The sequence below is a fragment of the Litorilinea aerophila genome, from assembly GCF_006569185.2.
GTDB classification, from domain to species: domain Bacteria; phylum Chloroflexota; class Anaerolineae; order Caldilineales; family Caldilineaceae; genus Litorilinea; species Litorilinea aerophila.
The window spans coordinates 53,198-65,863 of sequence record NZ_VIGC02000032.1; the positions used below are offsets into that span (position 1 = coordinate 53,198).

At 66.7% G+C, this 12,666-nt stretch carries 12 protein-coding genes; 1 reads left to right on the forward strand and 11 read right to left on the reverse strand.

The genetic code is table 11. The features are described 5' to 3' along the window. Positions 1 to 41: 41 nt before the first annotated feature. The gene (locus FKZ61_RS19760; protein WP_141611868.1) at positions 42 to 1,013 is read left to right on the forward strand and encodes a DUF5656 family protein; all 972 of its coding nucleotides are present in this window, start codon (positions 42 to 44) and stop codon (positions 1,011 to 1,013) included. Here the strand turns inward: FKZ61_RS19760 and FKZ61_RS19765 are convergent. The 11 genes from FKZ61_RS19765 to dhaK form a co-directional block, all read right to left on the reverse strand. After that, positions 1,003 to 2,112 carry a ketopantoate reductase family protein gene (locus FKZ61_RS19765; RefSeq protein ID WP_170200056.1) on the reverse strand — a complete coding sequence of 370 codons (1,110 nt, stop codon included), beginning with the start codon at positions 2,110 to 2,112 and terminating at the stop codon, positions 1,003 to 1,005. The two genes, FKZ61_RS19760 and FKZ61_RS19765, sit on opposite strands and share 11 nt — an antisense overlap. Continuing rightward, positions 2,109 to 3,401, reverse strand: coding sequence for an anaerobic glycerol-3-phosphate dehydrogenase subunit C (locus tag FKZ61_RS19770; protein ID WP_141611870.1), 1,293 nt, complete (start codon positions 3,399 to 3,401; stop codon positions 2,109 to 2,111). Before FKZ61_RS19770 ends, FKZ61_RS19765 begins: the two co-directional genes overlap by 4 nt. Before the next feature lie 60 nt (positions 3,402 to 3,461). After that, positions 3,462 to 4,715 (reverse strand): anaerobic glycerol-3-phosphate dehydrogenase subunit GlpB, encoded by a 1,254-nt coding sequence (gene glpB / locus FKZ61_RS19775; RefSeq protein WP_141611871.1) that lies wholly within the window; start codon positions 4,713 to 4,715, stop codon positions 3,462 to 3,464. Beyond that, the gene (gene glpA, locus FKZ61_RS19780; RefSeq protein ID WP_141611872.1) at positions 4,712 to 6,520 is read right to left on the reverse strand and encodes an anaerobic glycerol-3-phosphate dehydrogenase subunit GlpA; all 1,809 of its coding nucleotides are present in this window, start codon (positions 6,518 to 6,520) and stop codon (positions 4,712 to 4,714) included. The genes glpB and glpA overlap by 4 nt, the downstream gene beginning before the upstream one ends. Beyond that, positions 6,517 to 6,750, reverse strand: a complete 234-nt coding sequence (locus tag FKZ61_RS19785) for a UPF0175 family protein (RefSeq protein WP_141611873.1) — start codon at positions 6,748 to 6,750, stop codon at positions 6,517 to 6,519. Before FKZ61_RS19785 ends, glpA begins: the two co-directional genes overlap by 4 nt. A 180-nt stretch (positions 6,751 to 6,930) precedes the next feature. Further along, on the reverse strand, positions 6,931 to 8,649 hold the full coding sequence (ptsP, locus tag FKZ61_RS19790; protein ID WP_141611874.1) for a phosphoenolpyruvate--protein phosphotransferase: 1,719 nt from the start codon (positions 8,647 to 8,649) through the stop codon (positions 6,931 to 6,933). Continuing rightward, positions 8,646 to 8,942 carry an HPr family phosphocarrier protein gene (locus FKZ61_RS19795; RefSeq protein WP_141611875.1) on the reverse strand — a complete coding sequence of 99 codons (297 nt, stop codon included), beginning with the start codon at positions 8,940 to 8,942 and terminating at the stop codon, positions 8,646 to 8,648. The genes ptsP and FKZ61_RS19795 overlap by 4 nt, the downstream gene beginning before the upstream one ends. 11 nt (positions 8,943 to 8,953) lie before the next feature. Then, complete coding sequence (gene dhaM, locus FKZ61_RS19800) at positions 8,954 to 9,373, reverse strand: dihydroxyacetone kinase phosphoryl donor subunit DhaM (RefSeq protein WP_141611876.1); 420 nt, start codon at positions 9,371 to 9,373, stop codon at positions 8,954 to 8,956. Between the two features lie 60 nt (positions 9,374 to 9,433). After that, positions 9,434 to 10,936 carry a glycerol kinase GlpK gene (gene glpK, locus FKZ61_RS19805; protein ID WP_141611877.1) on the reverse strand — a complete coding sequence of 501 codons (1,503 nt, stop codon included), beginning with the start codon at positions 10,934 to 10,936 and terminating at the stop codon, positions 9,434 to 9,436. Beyond that, positions 10,936 to 11,592, reverse strand: coding sequence for a dihydroxyacetone kinase subunit DhaL (dhaL, locus tag FKZ61_RS19810; RefSeq protein WP_141611878.1), 657 nt, complete (start codon positions 11,590 to 11,592; stop codon positions 10,936 to 10,938). Before dhaL ends, glpK begins: the two co-directional genes overlap by 1 nt. Positions 11,593 to 11,607: 15 nt before the next feature. After that, on the reverse strand, positions 11,608 to 12,594 hold the full coding sequence (gene dhaK / locus FKZ61_RS19815; protein ID WP_141611879.1) for a dihydroxyacetone kinase subunit DhaK: 987 nt from the start codon (positions 12,592 to 12,594) through the stop codon (positions 11,608 to 11,610). Positions 12,595 to 12,666 lie beyond the last annotated feature (72 nt).

Genomic DNA, 12,666 nt, shown 5'->3' on the forward strand with positions numbered 1-12,666 from the left:
ATTCCGAGTTCTGACTTTCCATGGTGTACAATGGTGCCGCTATGAGAATCCCTGACACCTCGACCGATGTGCGTGCGGCCTTGGGCCGGTGGACAAGTGCAACAGAGCAGGCTCTTCAGCTGGGCGTGGCCTGGGCAGAGGCCGTCTGGATCCGCTGGCGGGTTCGAGTGCGCCAGGGACAGCGGACGGGCGATTACCGGGACCGGATCAGTGTGGCGACCTGGCTGCTGGTCCTGGGGCTGGGGGCCAGCCTGCTGATCCAGTTCCCCAGCATCACCATCAGCTTCTGGGCCCTGGGTTCACCCATCAGCCTGCCCTTGACCGACACCATCTGGGCCTCCATCTTTCTGGCGGTGATGGCCGCGGCCGGTACCGAGAGCGTGATCCAGGTCCACCCTCGGGTGGCCGAACGGCGTCGCTCCCGGATTTCCACCTGGCCCTTCTGGGCGCTGCCCATGGCCATCATGGTGATTTCGGCGGTGTTGCTGCCCGTCGCGCCCACGCCCTTCCTCCAGGTGTTGGGGCTGATGCTCAGCGGGCTGCTGCTGGGCGTGGCTTTTTTCGCGCTCTATGCGACCGTGGAGCGGCGCTCTGGCTTCCGCCGTGCCCGGGTCGTACTGGACGCCCTGGCCTACGGCGCGGCCCTGCTCCTCTTCCTGTTCGTCTATCAGACCCGCACCCGCAGCCTTCTTTCTGGGACCCTGGTTGCCATGACGGCCATGTTGCTGGCCATCGAGATCCTGCGGACCACCAGCGACCGGCCGGATGCGGCCTTGCGCTATGGCGGTATCATCGGCCTGATCCTGGGGCAGGTCACCTGGGCCCTGAACTACTGGCTGTTGCCGGGGTTGACCGGCAGCCTGATCTTGCTCCTGATCTTCTACCTGTTGGTGGGCATCGCTCAGCAGGACATGCTGGATCGCCTGAACCGGCGTGTCCTGTTGGAATTTGCCCTCTTCGCAGCGGTCGCCCTGGTCTTGATCATCCTGGTGGGGCCGGGTTTCAGCCTGTAGCGCCTGACGTCGCCTCCCTGGCCCGGTACTCCGAGGCCGTCAAGGCCAGGCGTAGGTGGTCGTGGCGCCAGAGTGCCCGTTGCTCCTCATCCTCCACCAGCCGGAGCAGCACCTCGGTGAGCATGCGGTTGATGGGGGTCCCTACGCCCACTTCCTCTCCCTGGCGCACCACCGCGCCGTTGAGCCATCGAATCTCACTTTTGCGCCGGCCCCGTTCCAAATCGATGTGCAGGCTGGGCATCTTGCCGCCCCGGGCCTGCCCGATCTTAGCACGAAGTACCGGCCGCAACCAAGCCTTGGGCAGGGTGCGCACCAGGGGGGCCAGCAGGCTGAAGGGGTAGCTGCCCAGGTTGACAGGGGACACACCGGCCGCCCGCATGACGGCCAGCGTTTCCCGCCACGCTTCGATCTCCAGATCCACCAGCGTCGGATCCCGGAACACTTCTTCCGGCGGCTCATCCAGGATGGCACAGGTGGCGTTCCCCATCATGTTCATCAGGAGCTTGGTCCACTTCATGGCCCGGGGATCTGGATAGAGGACCACGTTGAAGCCGGCCTGCTGGAGCGCCCGGTGCAGGGCGCCCAGAAGTGCCCTGGAGACGGCCGGGTGCCAGGGACTGATGCCCAGGGTGTAGCTGGGTTTGTCCACCTGGATGACCCCTGGGCCGGAGACCGTTACCGGGGTGGTGATGGTGCCGGCAATGACGCAGGCGCCGGTCAGGCGGGCCGCGATGGCCTCCTCGTTGCCCACGCCGTTTTGCAGGCAGAGGACCGCCGGCCTGTCCGCGCCCTGGGCGTCCAGGGCATCCACCAGCTCCTGGAGCGCGGTTTCGGTGTCGTAGCTTTTCACCGTCATCACCGCGACGTCGTAGCCGCCAGCCTGGCCGGGGGGCGATTGGAATGCCTCGGCGATGCTGCCCACCGGGTTGACTGCGGTGATGTGATGGGCGCCTCGCTCGTCGGTGAGTCGAAGGCCCTGCTCCCGCACCGTGGCGGCAAAGGCCGGCCGGCCCACCAGGGTCACCGACTGGCCCTGCAGGGCTAGCTTGCCCCCGACCAGACAGCCGATGGCGCCGGCGCCGATGATCAAGATGTTCAAGATTGTGCCTCTCTCACTAGCCGGCGCTGCTCCAGGTCGTAGAGCCCGTACGCAGCCGCAAGCACTTCGATGGGGTGGCGGCTGGGCAGCCCGGTGCCGTGCTCCAGCTGCCAGCGACAGGTCTCCGAGTCGCACGCGCTGTACGGGACGGCTTCCCCCTGGGCCTGGACAAAATCGAAGAGTTCCTGCCCCACGTCCATGGCGATCTGGTACTTCTCTGTTTTGTAGCCGTAGGTGCCGGCAATGCCGCAGCAGCGGGCGTGGCTCTCCCGCAGGTCCAGACCCGGGATCAGGGCCAGGATCTCCAGGGCCGGCTTGCCCACGCGATGGGCCCGGAGCTGGCAGGGGGCATGGTAGGGCAGGACCAGGGAGGCCCCGGACGAGGGGATGGGTTGGAAGTCGGTGCGCAGCTCCCCTTGTTCGTGTAGCGCGCGCAGCCATTCGAAGATGTCCCACGTGGCCTGCCGGAGCGCCGCGGTCCCCTCATCCTCCCGGTCCAGGAGCTCGGGGGCTTCCTCCTTCAAGGTCAGGGTGCAGCTGGTGCTGGTGCCCACGATGGGCAGGCCAGCGCGCGCGAAGCCGGCCAGGCGGGCCACGTTGCCCTGATGATAGCGCTCGGCCGCGGGGAATTCCCCGTTGCTCAGGAGGGGCAAGCCGCAGCAATTTTGGGGAGGCACGATCACCTCGTAGCCCTGATGCTCCAGGACGGCCACGGCAGCCTGGCCGATGAAGGGTTCATAGTACATGGTGGCGCAGCCGTGGAAGTAGACCACCTTCTTCTCGCTGCGCAGCCGGCGGTGGGCCGTACGACGCAGCCAGTCGCCGAAGGTGCCCCGGGTGCTCCAGGTGGGCAGGGGCGCGTGGCGGGCAATGCCCAGGGTCTTTTCTGCCAGCAGGCGGCTCAGCGGATTGTGGAGGGCCAGGTTGGCCGCGGCCGGGGCCAGGCTGCCCAGCTTGCCCAGCAGCTCGTTGCGGCCCAGCAGCCGGTTGCGCAGGGGCAGCCCCCGCTCTGCCACTATCTGCGCCCGGGCCCGGGCGTTAATCTCCGCGATCTTGACCCCGGTGGGGCAGACTTCATTGCAGACCCGACAGCCGGAACAGTAGTCCACCGAGTCGTCGGGCGAATGGGGCTGGTGAGGCGAGCGGAAGCGCTGGGCCTGGGGCCCCACGTACTTGGGTCCGGGAAAACGGTCGGTCACCGCGGAGACGGGGCAATAGCTGGTGCAGATGTTGCACTTGATGCACTCATCCAGGGAGTGGTCCACCGAATGCCAGGAAATGGAATGCATGAATCCTCCAGCTCAACGAAATTTGGGCGGCCTTTGAATTCGTACAGCCTGCCGGGGGGACTAGGCCAGGAGCGCTTCGGCCGCGGCCATGCCGGTGATGACGGCCAGCCCTTCCACGCTACGCTCCTGGATGGCGTCCACGTGGGCCAGCAGGTTCCCGGCAGCCCACAGGTTCTGGTACAGGGGGGTCCCGTGGCCGTCCACCGGCCGGAAGCAGCCATCCACCGCCAGCCCTCCCCGGAAGACGGGATGTCCTTCCGGGGCGAGGAAATGGGGCCGAAACCAGGCGTTGCGATCCTGGGGGACGGTCAGGGGCAGGTTGAAGACCACCTCCCAAAAGCGCCCCTGGGGATCGCTGTTGAAGCCGCCGCCCAGGATGCCGCCCGTGGCCAGCAGAAAGCCCTCGGCCTGGTGGCGCCAGGGGCGGGCGCTGCTCTCCGTCTCCACGGCCAGGATGCGACCCCGGTCGGCCTGGAAGCCAATGGCCGTCAGCCCCACCTGGATCTGGACGCCCTGGGCCTCCAGGTGGCGTGTCAGGGCCCGGTGGAGGCGAATGCCCGGGACGCTGGGCGGCAGGGTCGGAATCTCGAAGACGGGCGCATCCAGCGCGGTGGCCAAACCCTGCCAGATGGCCTGGTGCCGTTCCAGGCCCAGGATGGCCGGCAGGCCCACCCGTTCCCCGGGCCGGACCAGGGGGCGCAGGGCGGCTGCCAGCTCCTGGACGCGGCCTGGCCGCTCCAGCTCCTGGGCCAGGTGGAGGGTGTTGCTGTCCTGGCGGCGGGTGATGACGGCCAGGGACAGGGTGGCCGCCCGGGCCGCGTAGCCCTGGCGGGTCAGGTTCTCTGCGATGAGGTGGGGATAGAAGTCCCGCATGCCCTGGAAGCCCACGATGAGCATGGGCTCGGCCTGGGACAGGTCGCCGCCGGCCTGGGCCTCTGTGGCCAGGTAGGTGGGCCGTACGGCCCCCGCGGGCGACGGCAAGAGCCAGTTGCTGCGGGCCGGTGTCGCGGGGCGGTAGGCCAGGCCGGCCGCCCCCAGGGCCTTCTGCCACCAGGAGAGGCAGTGGCCGATACGCTCTGGACCCAGCCGGGCGTAGGGATGGCTCTCGGGCAGGGTGTAGATGGCCTCCATGGGCTTGCGCACGGGATGCGGCGCGCCGGGCAGGTAGCCCAACAGGTCCAGGTTGCCGGTGCTCCAGTGGAGTGTGCCCAACCCTTTGGCAATGATGCGCACCCGCAGCCCGGCCTGGGTGGCCCGAAGGGCGGCGCTGAGGCCGGCCAGCCCCGCGCCGATGACCAGGAGATCCGGCCTCATGGCTGCCCCTCCTGGTTCTTCTCCTTGCCCGCCCTTTCGTTCAGCGCCTGGCCCTCTGCAAGGCTTGCCTGGGGCTGGCCTGGCTCTGCCCCAATCTGGGCCGGATCCAGGTGGTAGAAGTCGGTCAGGGGGCTGGCTTCACCGTCCACGGGCAGGTGATCCACGTTCATCAGGTGCAGGTAGATGAGGGCATCCAGCCGCTCCTGTTTGAGCTGCTGGCCCCACAGGATGGGCACCAGGCCCTTCCACCGCTCCTGGAGGAAGTCCCGCAGCAACAGGTTGGGCTGAAAGCCTTCCAGCCGCGCGGGCGGCGGCAGGGTCTGCTGATGGGCCGGCGACTGGATGTAGGCCACGTCCCAGGCGTCGGCATCCCCTGGCCGCGCCTGGGCGTCGTCTTTGCCGGTCACCGAGCGCTCGTGGAGGATGGCCGCCGCCCGGTAGGTGCAGAAGCCACCCTGGCAGGGCCCCATGCCCAGGCGCACATCCCGGCGCAGGTCGTCCAGGGTGAAGGTGGGGTTGTGGGCCGCCGCCTGTTCCAGCATGGCCCGGGTGACCAGCTCACACTCGCAGATCAGCTCGCCCTGCAGGTGATGCTCCTCCACCTCGGACAGACGATGGCCCAGCCAGTAGTGCCCCTGTTGGACGCCGGGGACCGGGGTCTCCGCGGTGGTGCATGGGCGTCGGGTGCCTAACTGTTCACAGGCCTTGTCCACCGTCACCTCGGCCATGAGCCGGAAGGTGGTCCATTTGCCGCCGGTGATGGTGAGGAAGCCGGCCACGCCATCCCGCTGCTGGTGATCCAGCAGGGTTAACGCCCGGGTGACGTCCCGACTTTCGCCCTGGAATCCCTCCTGGTAGAGGGGGCGGACGCCGGCCCAGGCCCGCAGCACCCGGGCCTGGCTGATGCCCGGCACCAGCTTTTCGCCCTCCTCCAGCATGAGCTGGACTTCCCAGGGCTCGATGCGCAGATGTTCCGGGTCGCTCACCTTTTCGTCGGTGGTGCCCAGCACGGCCACGGTGTGGATGGGCACGATGATGTCGCCGTCGGCCGGCATTTTGCAGCGGTTGAGGACTGTGTTGACCATCCGGTGGTTCATGGCCACCATGGTTCCCTTGCCGGGGATCACGTGGACGGGGATGCCGGCCAGCTGAGCCACCTGGCCGGCCCAGGCGCCCGCCGCGTTGATGACCATGTCGGCGTGGATAATGACTTCCTCATCCCGGATCAGGTCCCGCACCCGTGCCCCTGTGACCCGCCGGGCTCCCTCGCCGCCCTCCACCAGCAGCGCCACCACTTCGTGGTAGACTTGAATCTGGGCGCCGGCCAGGCGGGCAGCCTGGGCCGTGGCATGGGTGGCCAGGAAGCTGTCCGCGGTGGCGTCGGGCACGGCGAAGACCCGGCTGGCCCGGGGGTTGAGGAGGGGTTCATGGCGCAGGGCCTCGGCCACCGGGATCTCGGTACAGGGGATGCCCACCCGGGCGCAGGCCTCCTGGAAGCGGTCCGGGTAGTCGCCTTCGTCCTCTGGTGTCACCACGAAGAAGCCGCCGGTATCCTCGATGCAGTGGGCATGGGTGTGGCGCAGGATGCGATTTTCGCGGATGCACTCTTCGGCGCTGCGGGGGTCTTTGACCACGTAGCGTCCGCCGCTGTGGAGCAGGCCATGGTAGCGGCCCGTGGTGCCGTGGGTCAGATCCCGTTTTTCCACCAGGATGACCTGGAACCCCCGCAAGGCGGCATCCCAGGCCACGCCGGTGCCCGTGGATCCCCCACCGATGACCAGGATCTCTGTGGTTTGTTGTTTCATAATTCTTCAGCGGTTATCTGCGATATGGGAATTCCGTAGTCGGCACACAAATCCAGAAACATGACCCGAGGAATGCCTGCCATTTCTGCTGCCGCGCCGGAGGATAGCTTGCCGAGGCGAAACATCATCAATGCCGCATACAGGCGTAGATCGCGCCCTATTTCTTCCGGTGTGCGGTTGAGCATCTGCCGAATGGAAGCCGGTATTGTTATGGTTACAGTCTCTTCCATGATTGAGACCCTCCTTATCCAGATAGATCGCTCTGCATGAGACCACGGTCGGCCTTGGGCCGATGATTGAAATCATCGGCTGGCACACCCCAAGTGCGTTAAAACGCACTCCACGGTGCGGATGGCACCCAGCTTGAATCCGTTTTCAACGGATCTCCTGCCCCGGCGAGGCATTGGCGGTTAGCTCTCCTGTGCCAGCAGGTTTCGGACTTCCAGCGCGCTGGCACAGCGCAGTGCCGTCTCGGCCAACTCCCGACAGCGGGAAAGGGTCCAGCGGCGGATCACCTGTTTCACCAGGGGAACGGCCGGCAGGGGCACGCTGAGTTCCGCCACGCCCAGGCCCAGCAGCAGGGGAACGGCAGTGGGATCGCCGGCGATTTCCCCGCACACGGAGACGGGCTTCCCGGCCCCGTTGGCCGCCTGGCAGGTGCGCTGGATCAGGTGCAGCACCGCGGGGTGGAGGGGATCCGCCAGTTGGGCGACCCGGCTGTTGGTGCGGTCGCTGGCCAGGACGTACTGGCTGAGATCGTTGGTGCCGATGCTGAAAAAATCCACCAGGGGCGCGAGCGCGTCGGCCATCAGTGCGGCTGAGGGCACTTCGATCATGATGCCCAGCTTGATCCGGGGGAATTCCCCAGCCAGGGGCTCCAGGATGGATCGGGCGGCCTTCACTTCATCCACCGTGGAGACCATGGGCAGCATGAAGCGGATCTCCTTGTCGCTGGCGCGGGCGGCCTGGCCCGACCCCAGGCTGGCGGCCGCCTGTTGCAGCGCCAGCCACTGGTCCCGCAGCAATTCGGGCCGGGCCAGCAGCAGGCGGATCCCTCGCAGCCCCAGGAACGGGTTGTTTTCTGGGCCCAGGGGAACAAACTCTACCGGTTTATCGCCGCCGGCATCCAACGCCCGCACGGTCAGCAGGCGGCGGACCTGTTCCAGAAAGCAGGCGTAGGTCTCCTGTTGTTCTTCCACCGTGGGGGGGGTGGCGCGGCTGCGGAAGAGGTACTCGGTGCGCAGAAGGCCCACGCCGTCCGCGCCCACCTCCTGGCTTTTGCGCACATCCTCTGGTGAGTTGGCGTTGGCGTAAACAGGCACGGGCACGCCGTCCAGGGTGATGGCTGGCTCGCCCGCGTGGGCCATGGCCTCCACCTCCTGGATCAACAGATCCTGGCGGAGGCGGTGGTAGCGCTGGTACAGCCCCTCTTCCGGCTCCACCAGCAACTGGCCCCGGTTGCCGTCTACGATGGCCGGGCGCCCGTCCTGCTGTTCCATCAGGGAAGGCCCCAGGATGCAGACCATGGGAATGCCCAGGCTGCGGGCCAGGATGGCCGAATGGGCGGTGGGGGCGCTGTTGGCCAGGGCAATCCCCTGGATCTGGGTGGGCGCCAGTTGGGCAATTTCGGACGGGGTCAGGTCGTCTGCCACCAGGATGGTGTGGGGGGGAAGCTCCGGCAGGCGTATCTGGCTGGCCGGGGCCCCCAGGTGGGCCAGCAGCCGCCGTCCCAGGTCCAGGATGTCGGCCGAGCGGCTGGCGAAGTATTCGTCCTCGAAGGCCTGGAACTGCTCGGCGAATTCGCTGATCACCCGATAGGTGGCCGTGATGGCCGTGTGCCCCTGCTCCAGGATGGCCTCCTCGATGGCCTCCAGCAGGGTGCGGTCCTGGAGGATGACCCGGTGGGCGCTGAAAATTTCGGCGAAGGGCGCGCCGGACTCCTGGCCCAACGCCTTCAGCTCGGCATCGACCCGGCCGTGGGCGTCCAAGAAATTTTGCCACTCCTGGGCCGGGTCCTGTGGGCTGGAAAGGGGGATCCGCTCGGGTGAGAAGGGGTCGGGACGGTAGATGGTCAGTTGGCCGATGCCGATGCCTGGTGCTGCCGGCAGCCCCTGAAGAATCTTGGTCATAGGCTAGGCACCACAGGCGGCGTTTCCAGCAGACTGCGGAGGGCGTGGAGGGCTTCCCGGGCATCGGGCCCCTGGGCGTGGAGCTGGATGGTGTGCCCCTGGCGCGCCTGCAGGCGCATGAGTTGCAGGATGCTCTTCACATCCACCACGGGCGATTGGCGCGTGAGATTCTGGGCCGTGATGGTGGCGCGGTATTGGTTGGCCACGTGCACCATGTCCTTGCTCATGCGCAGGTGCAGGCCCAGTGGGTGGGTGATGGTGACTTGGGTGTGAAGTGGTTCCGATTGATTCATCCTGCCGTTGTTCACATCTCTTCTCGGGGCACTTTGGGAAACTGGCACGCTTCCTCGGCAGCCCGGTTGACCTCGACCAGGCTTCGGCCAAAGCTGGCCTCCACCGCGGCCACCACCGCGCCTTCCACCAGGGGGGCATTGCTGATCAGGCACCCGGCGCGCTTTTCCTCAGGCAGCAGCTCCAGCGCCATCTCGGTGCTGAGAACGGCGCTGCCCAGATCCACCAGGATCAGCACCCCGTCGGGCGTCCAGAGTTCCTCCAGTGCGGCCAGGATTTGGGTGGCGTCGGTGCCCAGGATTGGCTTGCCCATTTCGTCCACAATGCCGCCCACGGCCCCAATGCGGAGTTCGCCCTGCGCCATCTGAGCCGCCAATTCTTTGACGCCCTCGGCGATCTCGTGGCAGTGTGAGACGATGAGCAGGCTAATCACAGCATCCCCTTTGTGGTCAGTTCACGGCAGACGGGCTCTCCCTTTCGTGCCTGTGACCCTTCATGCTTCCACCCAGTTGAAGGTGCGGGTGACAGCTTTCTTCCAGCCTGCGTAGCCGGCTTCCCGTTCTGCCTCTCCGATCTGGGGCTGCCAGCGGCGGTCAACGTGCCAGTTGGCCCGCAGGCTCTCCAGGTCCGGCCAGAAACCCACGGCCAGCCCGGCCGCGTAGGCGGCCCCCAGGCTGGTGGTCTCGGCCACCCGGGGGCGGAGCACCTCGGCGCCCAGGATGTCGGCCTGGAGCTGCATCAAGAAGTTGTTGACCGTGGCGCCGCCATCCACCCGGAGGGAGCGGAGGGGAACGCCGCTGTCCGCGTTCATGGCCTCCAGCACTTCCCGGGTCTGGTAGCAGATGGATTCCAGGGCGGCCCGCACAATGTGGGCCCGGTTCACGTAGCGGGTCAGGCCGACGATGACGCCCCGGGCATCGCTGCGCCAGTAGGGGGCGAAGAGGCCACTGAAGGCCGGCACCAGATAACAGCCGCCGTTGTCCGGGACGCTCTGGGCGATGGCCTCGGTCTCCGCGGCGTCTTTGATGAGCTGGAGGTTGTCCCGCAGCCACTGCACCGTGGCGCCGGCCATGGCGATGGAGCCCTCCAGGGCGTAAACGGCCGGCTCGTTCCCCATCTGGTAGCAGACGGTGGTCAGCAGGCCGTTCTGGCTGCGGACGATGTCGGTGCCCGTGTTCAACAGCATGAAGCAGCCGGTGCCGTAGGTGTTCTTGGCTTCGCCCGGGCTGAAACAGGTCTGCCCGACGGTGGCGGCCTGCTGGTCGCCCAGGTCGCCGCCGAGGGGCACCTCGCTCTGGAAGGGGCCATCTCGCCGGGTGTGCCCGTAGAGATCTGGGTCGCTGCTGGGCCGGATCTCCGGCAACATGGCCCGGGGGATACCCAGGATGGCCAGCAGCTCCTCGTCCCAATCCAGGGTCTCCAGGTCCATGAGCATGGTCCGGCTGGCGTTGGTGACGTCGGTGATGTGCCGTCCGCCGGTCAGGTTCCACAGGAGCCAGGTATCCACCGTGCCAAAGAGCAGGTCGCCCCGTTCCGCGGCCTCCCGGGCGCCGGAGACGTTGTCCAGGATCCAGCGGATCTTGGGGCCGGCGAAGTAGGTGGCCACCGGCAGCCCGGTCTTGCGATAGATGAAGTCTCCGTGGCCGGCTTCCTGGAGCTCCCGGCAGATGGCCGCGGTGCGGGTGTCCTGCCAGACGATGGCATTATACACCGGTTTGCCGGTGTGTCGATCCCACACGATGGTGGTTTCCCGCTGATTGGTGATGCCCACCGCGGCCAGGTCGTCTGCCCGGACCTGGGCCTTGGCCAGGGTGGCGCCGATCACCTGACGGGTTCGCTCCCAGATTTCCTGGGGATCGTGTTCCACCCAGCCGCTTTGGGGGAAGATCTGGGTATGTTCCCGTTGGTCGAAGGCGACGATGGCGCCGTTCTGGTCGAAGAGCATGAAACGGGTACTGGTGGTGCCGGAATCGATTGCGCCGATGTACTGGGCCATTATGCTTGCTCCTGCCCCAATGTTTCTGCCGCGGTTTCAAAGAGATAGTAGGCGCTGGTGGCGCCTGGATCCTGGTGGCCGATGGAGCGGGGACCCAGGTAGCTGGCCCGCCCCTTGCTGGCCTGGAGGACGATGGTGTGTTTCATGCCGGCTTCAGCCGCCTCTCGGGCCAGGGCCAGGGCATCGGCCACGCTCTTGCCGGCCTGGGCCGCCTGTTCCAGGGCTTCCACCGCGGGGTAGATGGTATCGATCATGGTTTTTTCGTCAAGTTGCGCCTTGCCCCGTTGTTGGACGCCTTCCAGCCCGTGGCGGAACATCTGGGCCAGCTGCAACAGGGTGATACTTTTGGCACCGTTGTTCGTGCCTCTGGCGGCCCGCAGGAAAAAGGCCCCGTACAGGGGCCCGGCGGCGCCACCGACGCTGCTGATCAGCGTCATGGCCACTGTGCGGAAGAGGGTGCTGACATCGGGACAGGGCGCGTTTTCGTCGGTGATGCGCTGGCGCACCTTGTCCATGCCCCGGCGCATGTTGGTGCCATGATCGGCATCGCCGATGGCGGCGTCCAGTTCGGTCAGGTAAAGTTCCTGTTGAATGATCCGATCGGTAAAGGCAAGCAACCAGCGGCGGAGCTGCGCCAGCGTGATTTCCTGGCTCATGGGAATCCTTTCACCTCACCAGCAGAGGGCCGGGGTGCGCACCGGCGCGTCCCACAGCTCGAGCAGTTCAGGGTCGAGACGCAGCAGGGTGATCAGGCACCCTGCCATGTCGAGACTCGTGATATAGTTACCCACCAGTTGCCGTTCCACCCGGACGCCCAGTTGGGTGAGCAACTGGTGCAGGTAGCGGAAGACGATGAACAGTTCCTGCTGGGGGGTGCTGCCCAGGCCACTTACCATGGCCAGCACCATGTCGCCCGCCTTCAGTTCCAGGTCCTCGATGATGGGTTGGGCGACGATGTTCACCACCTCGGCCGCGTGGACCAGGGGCTCCCGGCGGCGGCCTGGCTCTCCGTGGATGCCGACCCCCACCTCCATCTGGCTTTCGGGCAGGTAGAAGGTCGGCCGGCCCACACTGGGGGAGGTGCAGCTGCTGAGGGCGACCCCCATGCTGCGGGTTTGGGCGCTGGCGCGCCGGGCCACCTGCACAATGCTGTCCAGGTCCCGGCCCTGCTCCGCGGCCGCCCCGGCGATCTTTTCCACCAGGACCGCGGCGCCCATTCCCCGGCGGTTGGCCTTTTCCTCCACGGCCACGTCGTCATTGACCAGGACCGAAGCCACCTGGAAGCCCTCCTCCGCGGCCATCTCCATGGCCAGCTCGGTGTTCAGGACACCACCGGTGTAATTTTTGACCACGTAGAGGGCCCCTACACCACCGTATACCTTCTTCAGGGCAGCCAGGTATTGATCCGGCGTTGGGCTGGTAAAGATGGCCCCCGGGCAGGCCGCGTCCAACATGCCCCGGCCCACGTAGCCGATGTTCAGGGGCTCATGGCCGCTCCCGCTGCCGCTGATGATGGAGACCTTCCCCTGGACCGGTGCGTCGATGCGGTAGACAAAGTGGGGATCGTAGTGGACCCGGATCAGGTGGGGATAGGCCAGCTCGTAGCCCTGGAGGCACTCCAGCACTGCATCTGCCGGGTTATTGATCAACTTTTGCATAGGAATGCGTTGCGCGTCATGACTACCACAGTCTGGGCGTAAATACCACGGCGGAAATTCCCGGTGCCCTCT

Coding starts and splice junctions, on each gene's coding strand:
- FKZ61_RS19760 (WP_141611868.1), top strand. CDS start 42: ATGAGAATCCCTGACACCTCGACCGATGTGCGTGCGGCCTTGGGCCGG.
- FKZ61_RS19770 (WP_141611870.1), bottom strand. CDS start 3,401: ATGCATTCCATTTCCTGGCATTCGGTGGACCACTCCCTGGATGAGTGC.
- glpB (WP_141611871.1), bottom strand. CDS start 4,715: ATGAGGCCGGATCTCCTGGTCATCGGCGCGGGGCTGGCCGGCCTCAGC.
- glpA (WP_141611872.1), bottom strand. CDS start 6,520: ATGAAACAACAAACCACAGAGATCCTGGTCATCGGTGGGGGATCCACG.
- FKZ61_RS19785 (WP_141611873.1), bottom strand. CDS start 6,750: ATGGAAGAGACTGTAACCATAACAATACCGGCTTCCATTCGGCAGATG.
- ptsP (WP_141611874.1), bottom strand. CDS start 8,649: ATGACCAAGATTCTTCAGGGGCTGCCGGCAGCACCAGGCATCGGCATC.
- FKZ61_RS19795 (WP_141611875.1), bottom strand. CDS start 8,942: ATGAATCAATCGGAACCACTTCACACCCAAGTCACCATCACCCACCCA.
- glpK (WP_141611877.1), bottom strand. CDS start 10,936: ATGGCCCAGTACATCGGCGCAATCGATTCCGGCACCACCAGTACCCGT.
- dhaL (WP_141611878.1), bottom strand. CDS start 11,592: ATGAGCCAGGAAATCACGCTGGCGCAGCTCCGCCGCTGGTTGCTTGCC.
- dhaK (WP_141611879.1), bottom strand. CDS start 12,594: ATGCAAAAGTTGATCAATAACCCGGCAGATGCAGTGCTGGAGTGCCTC.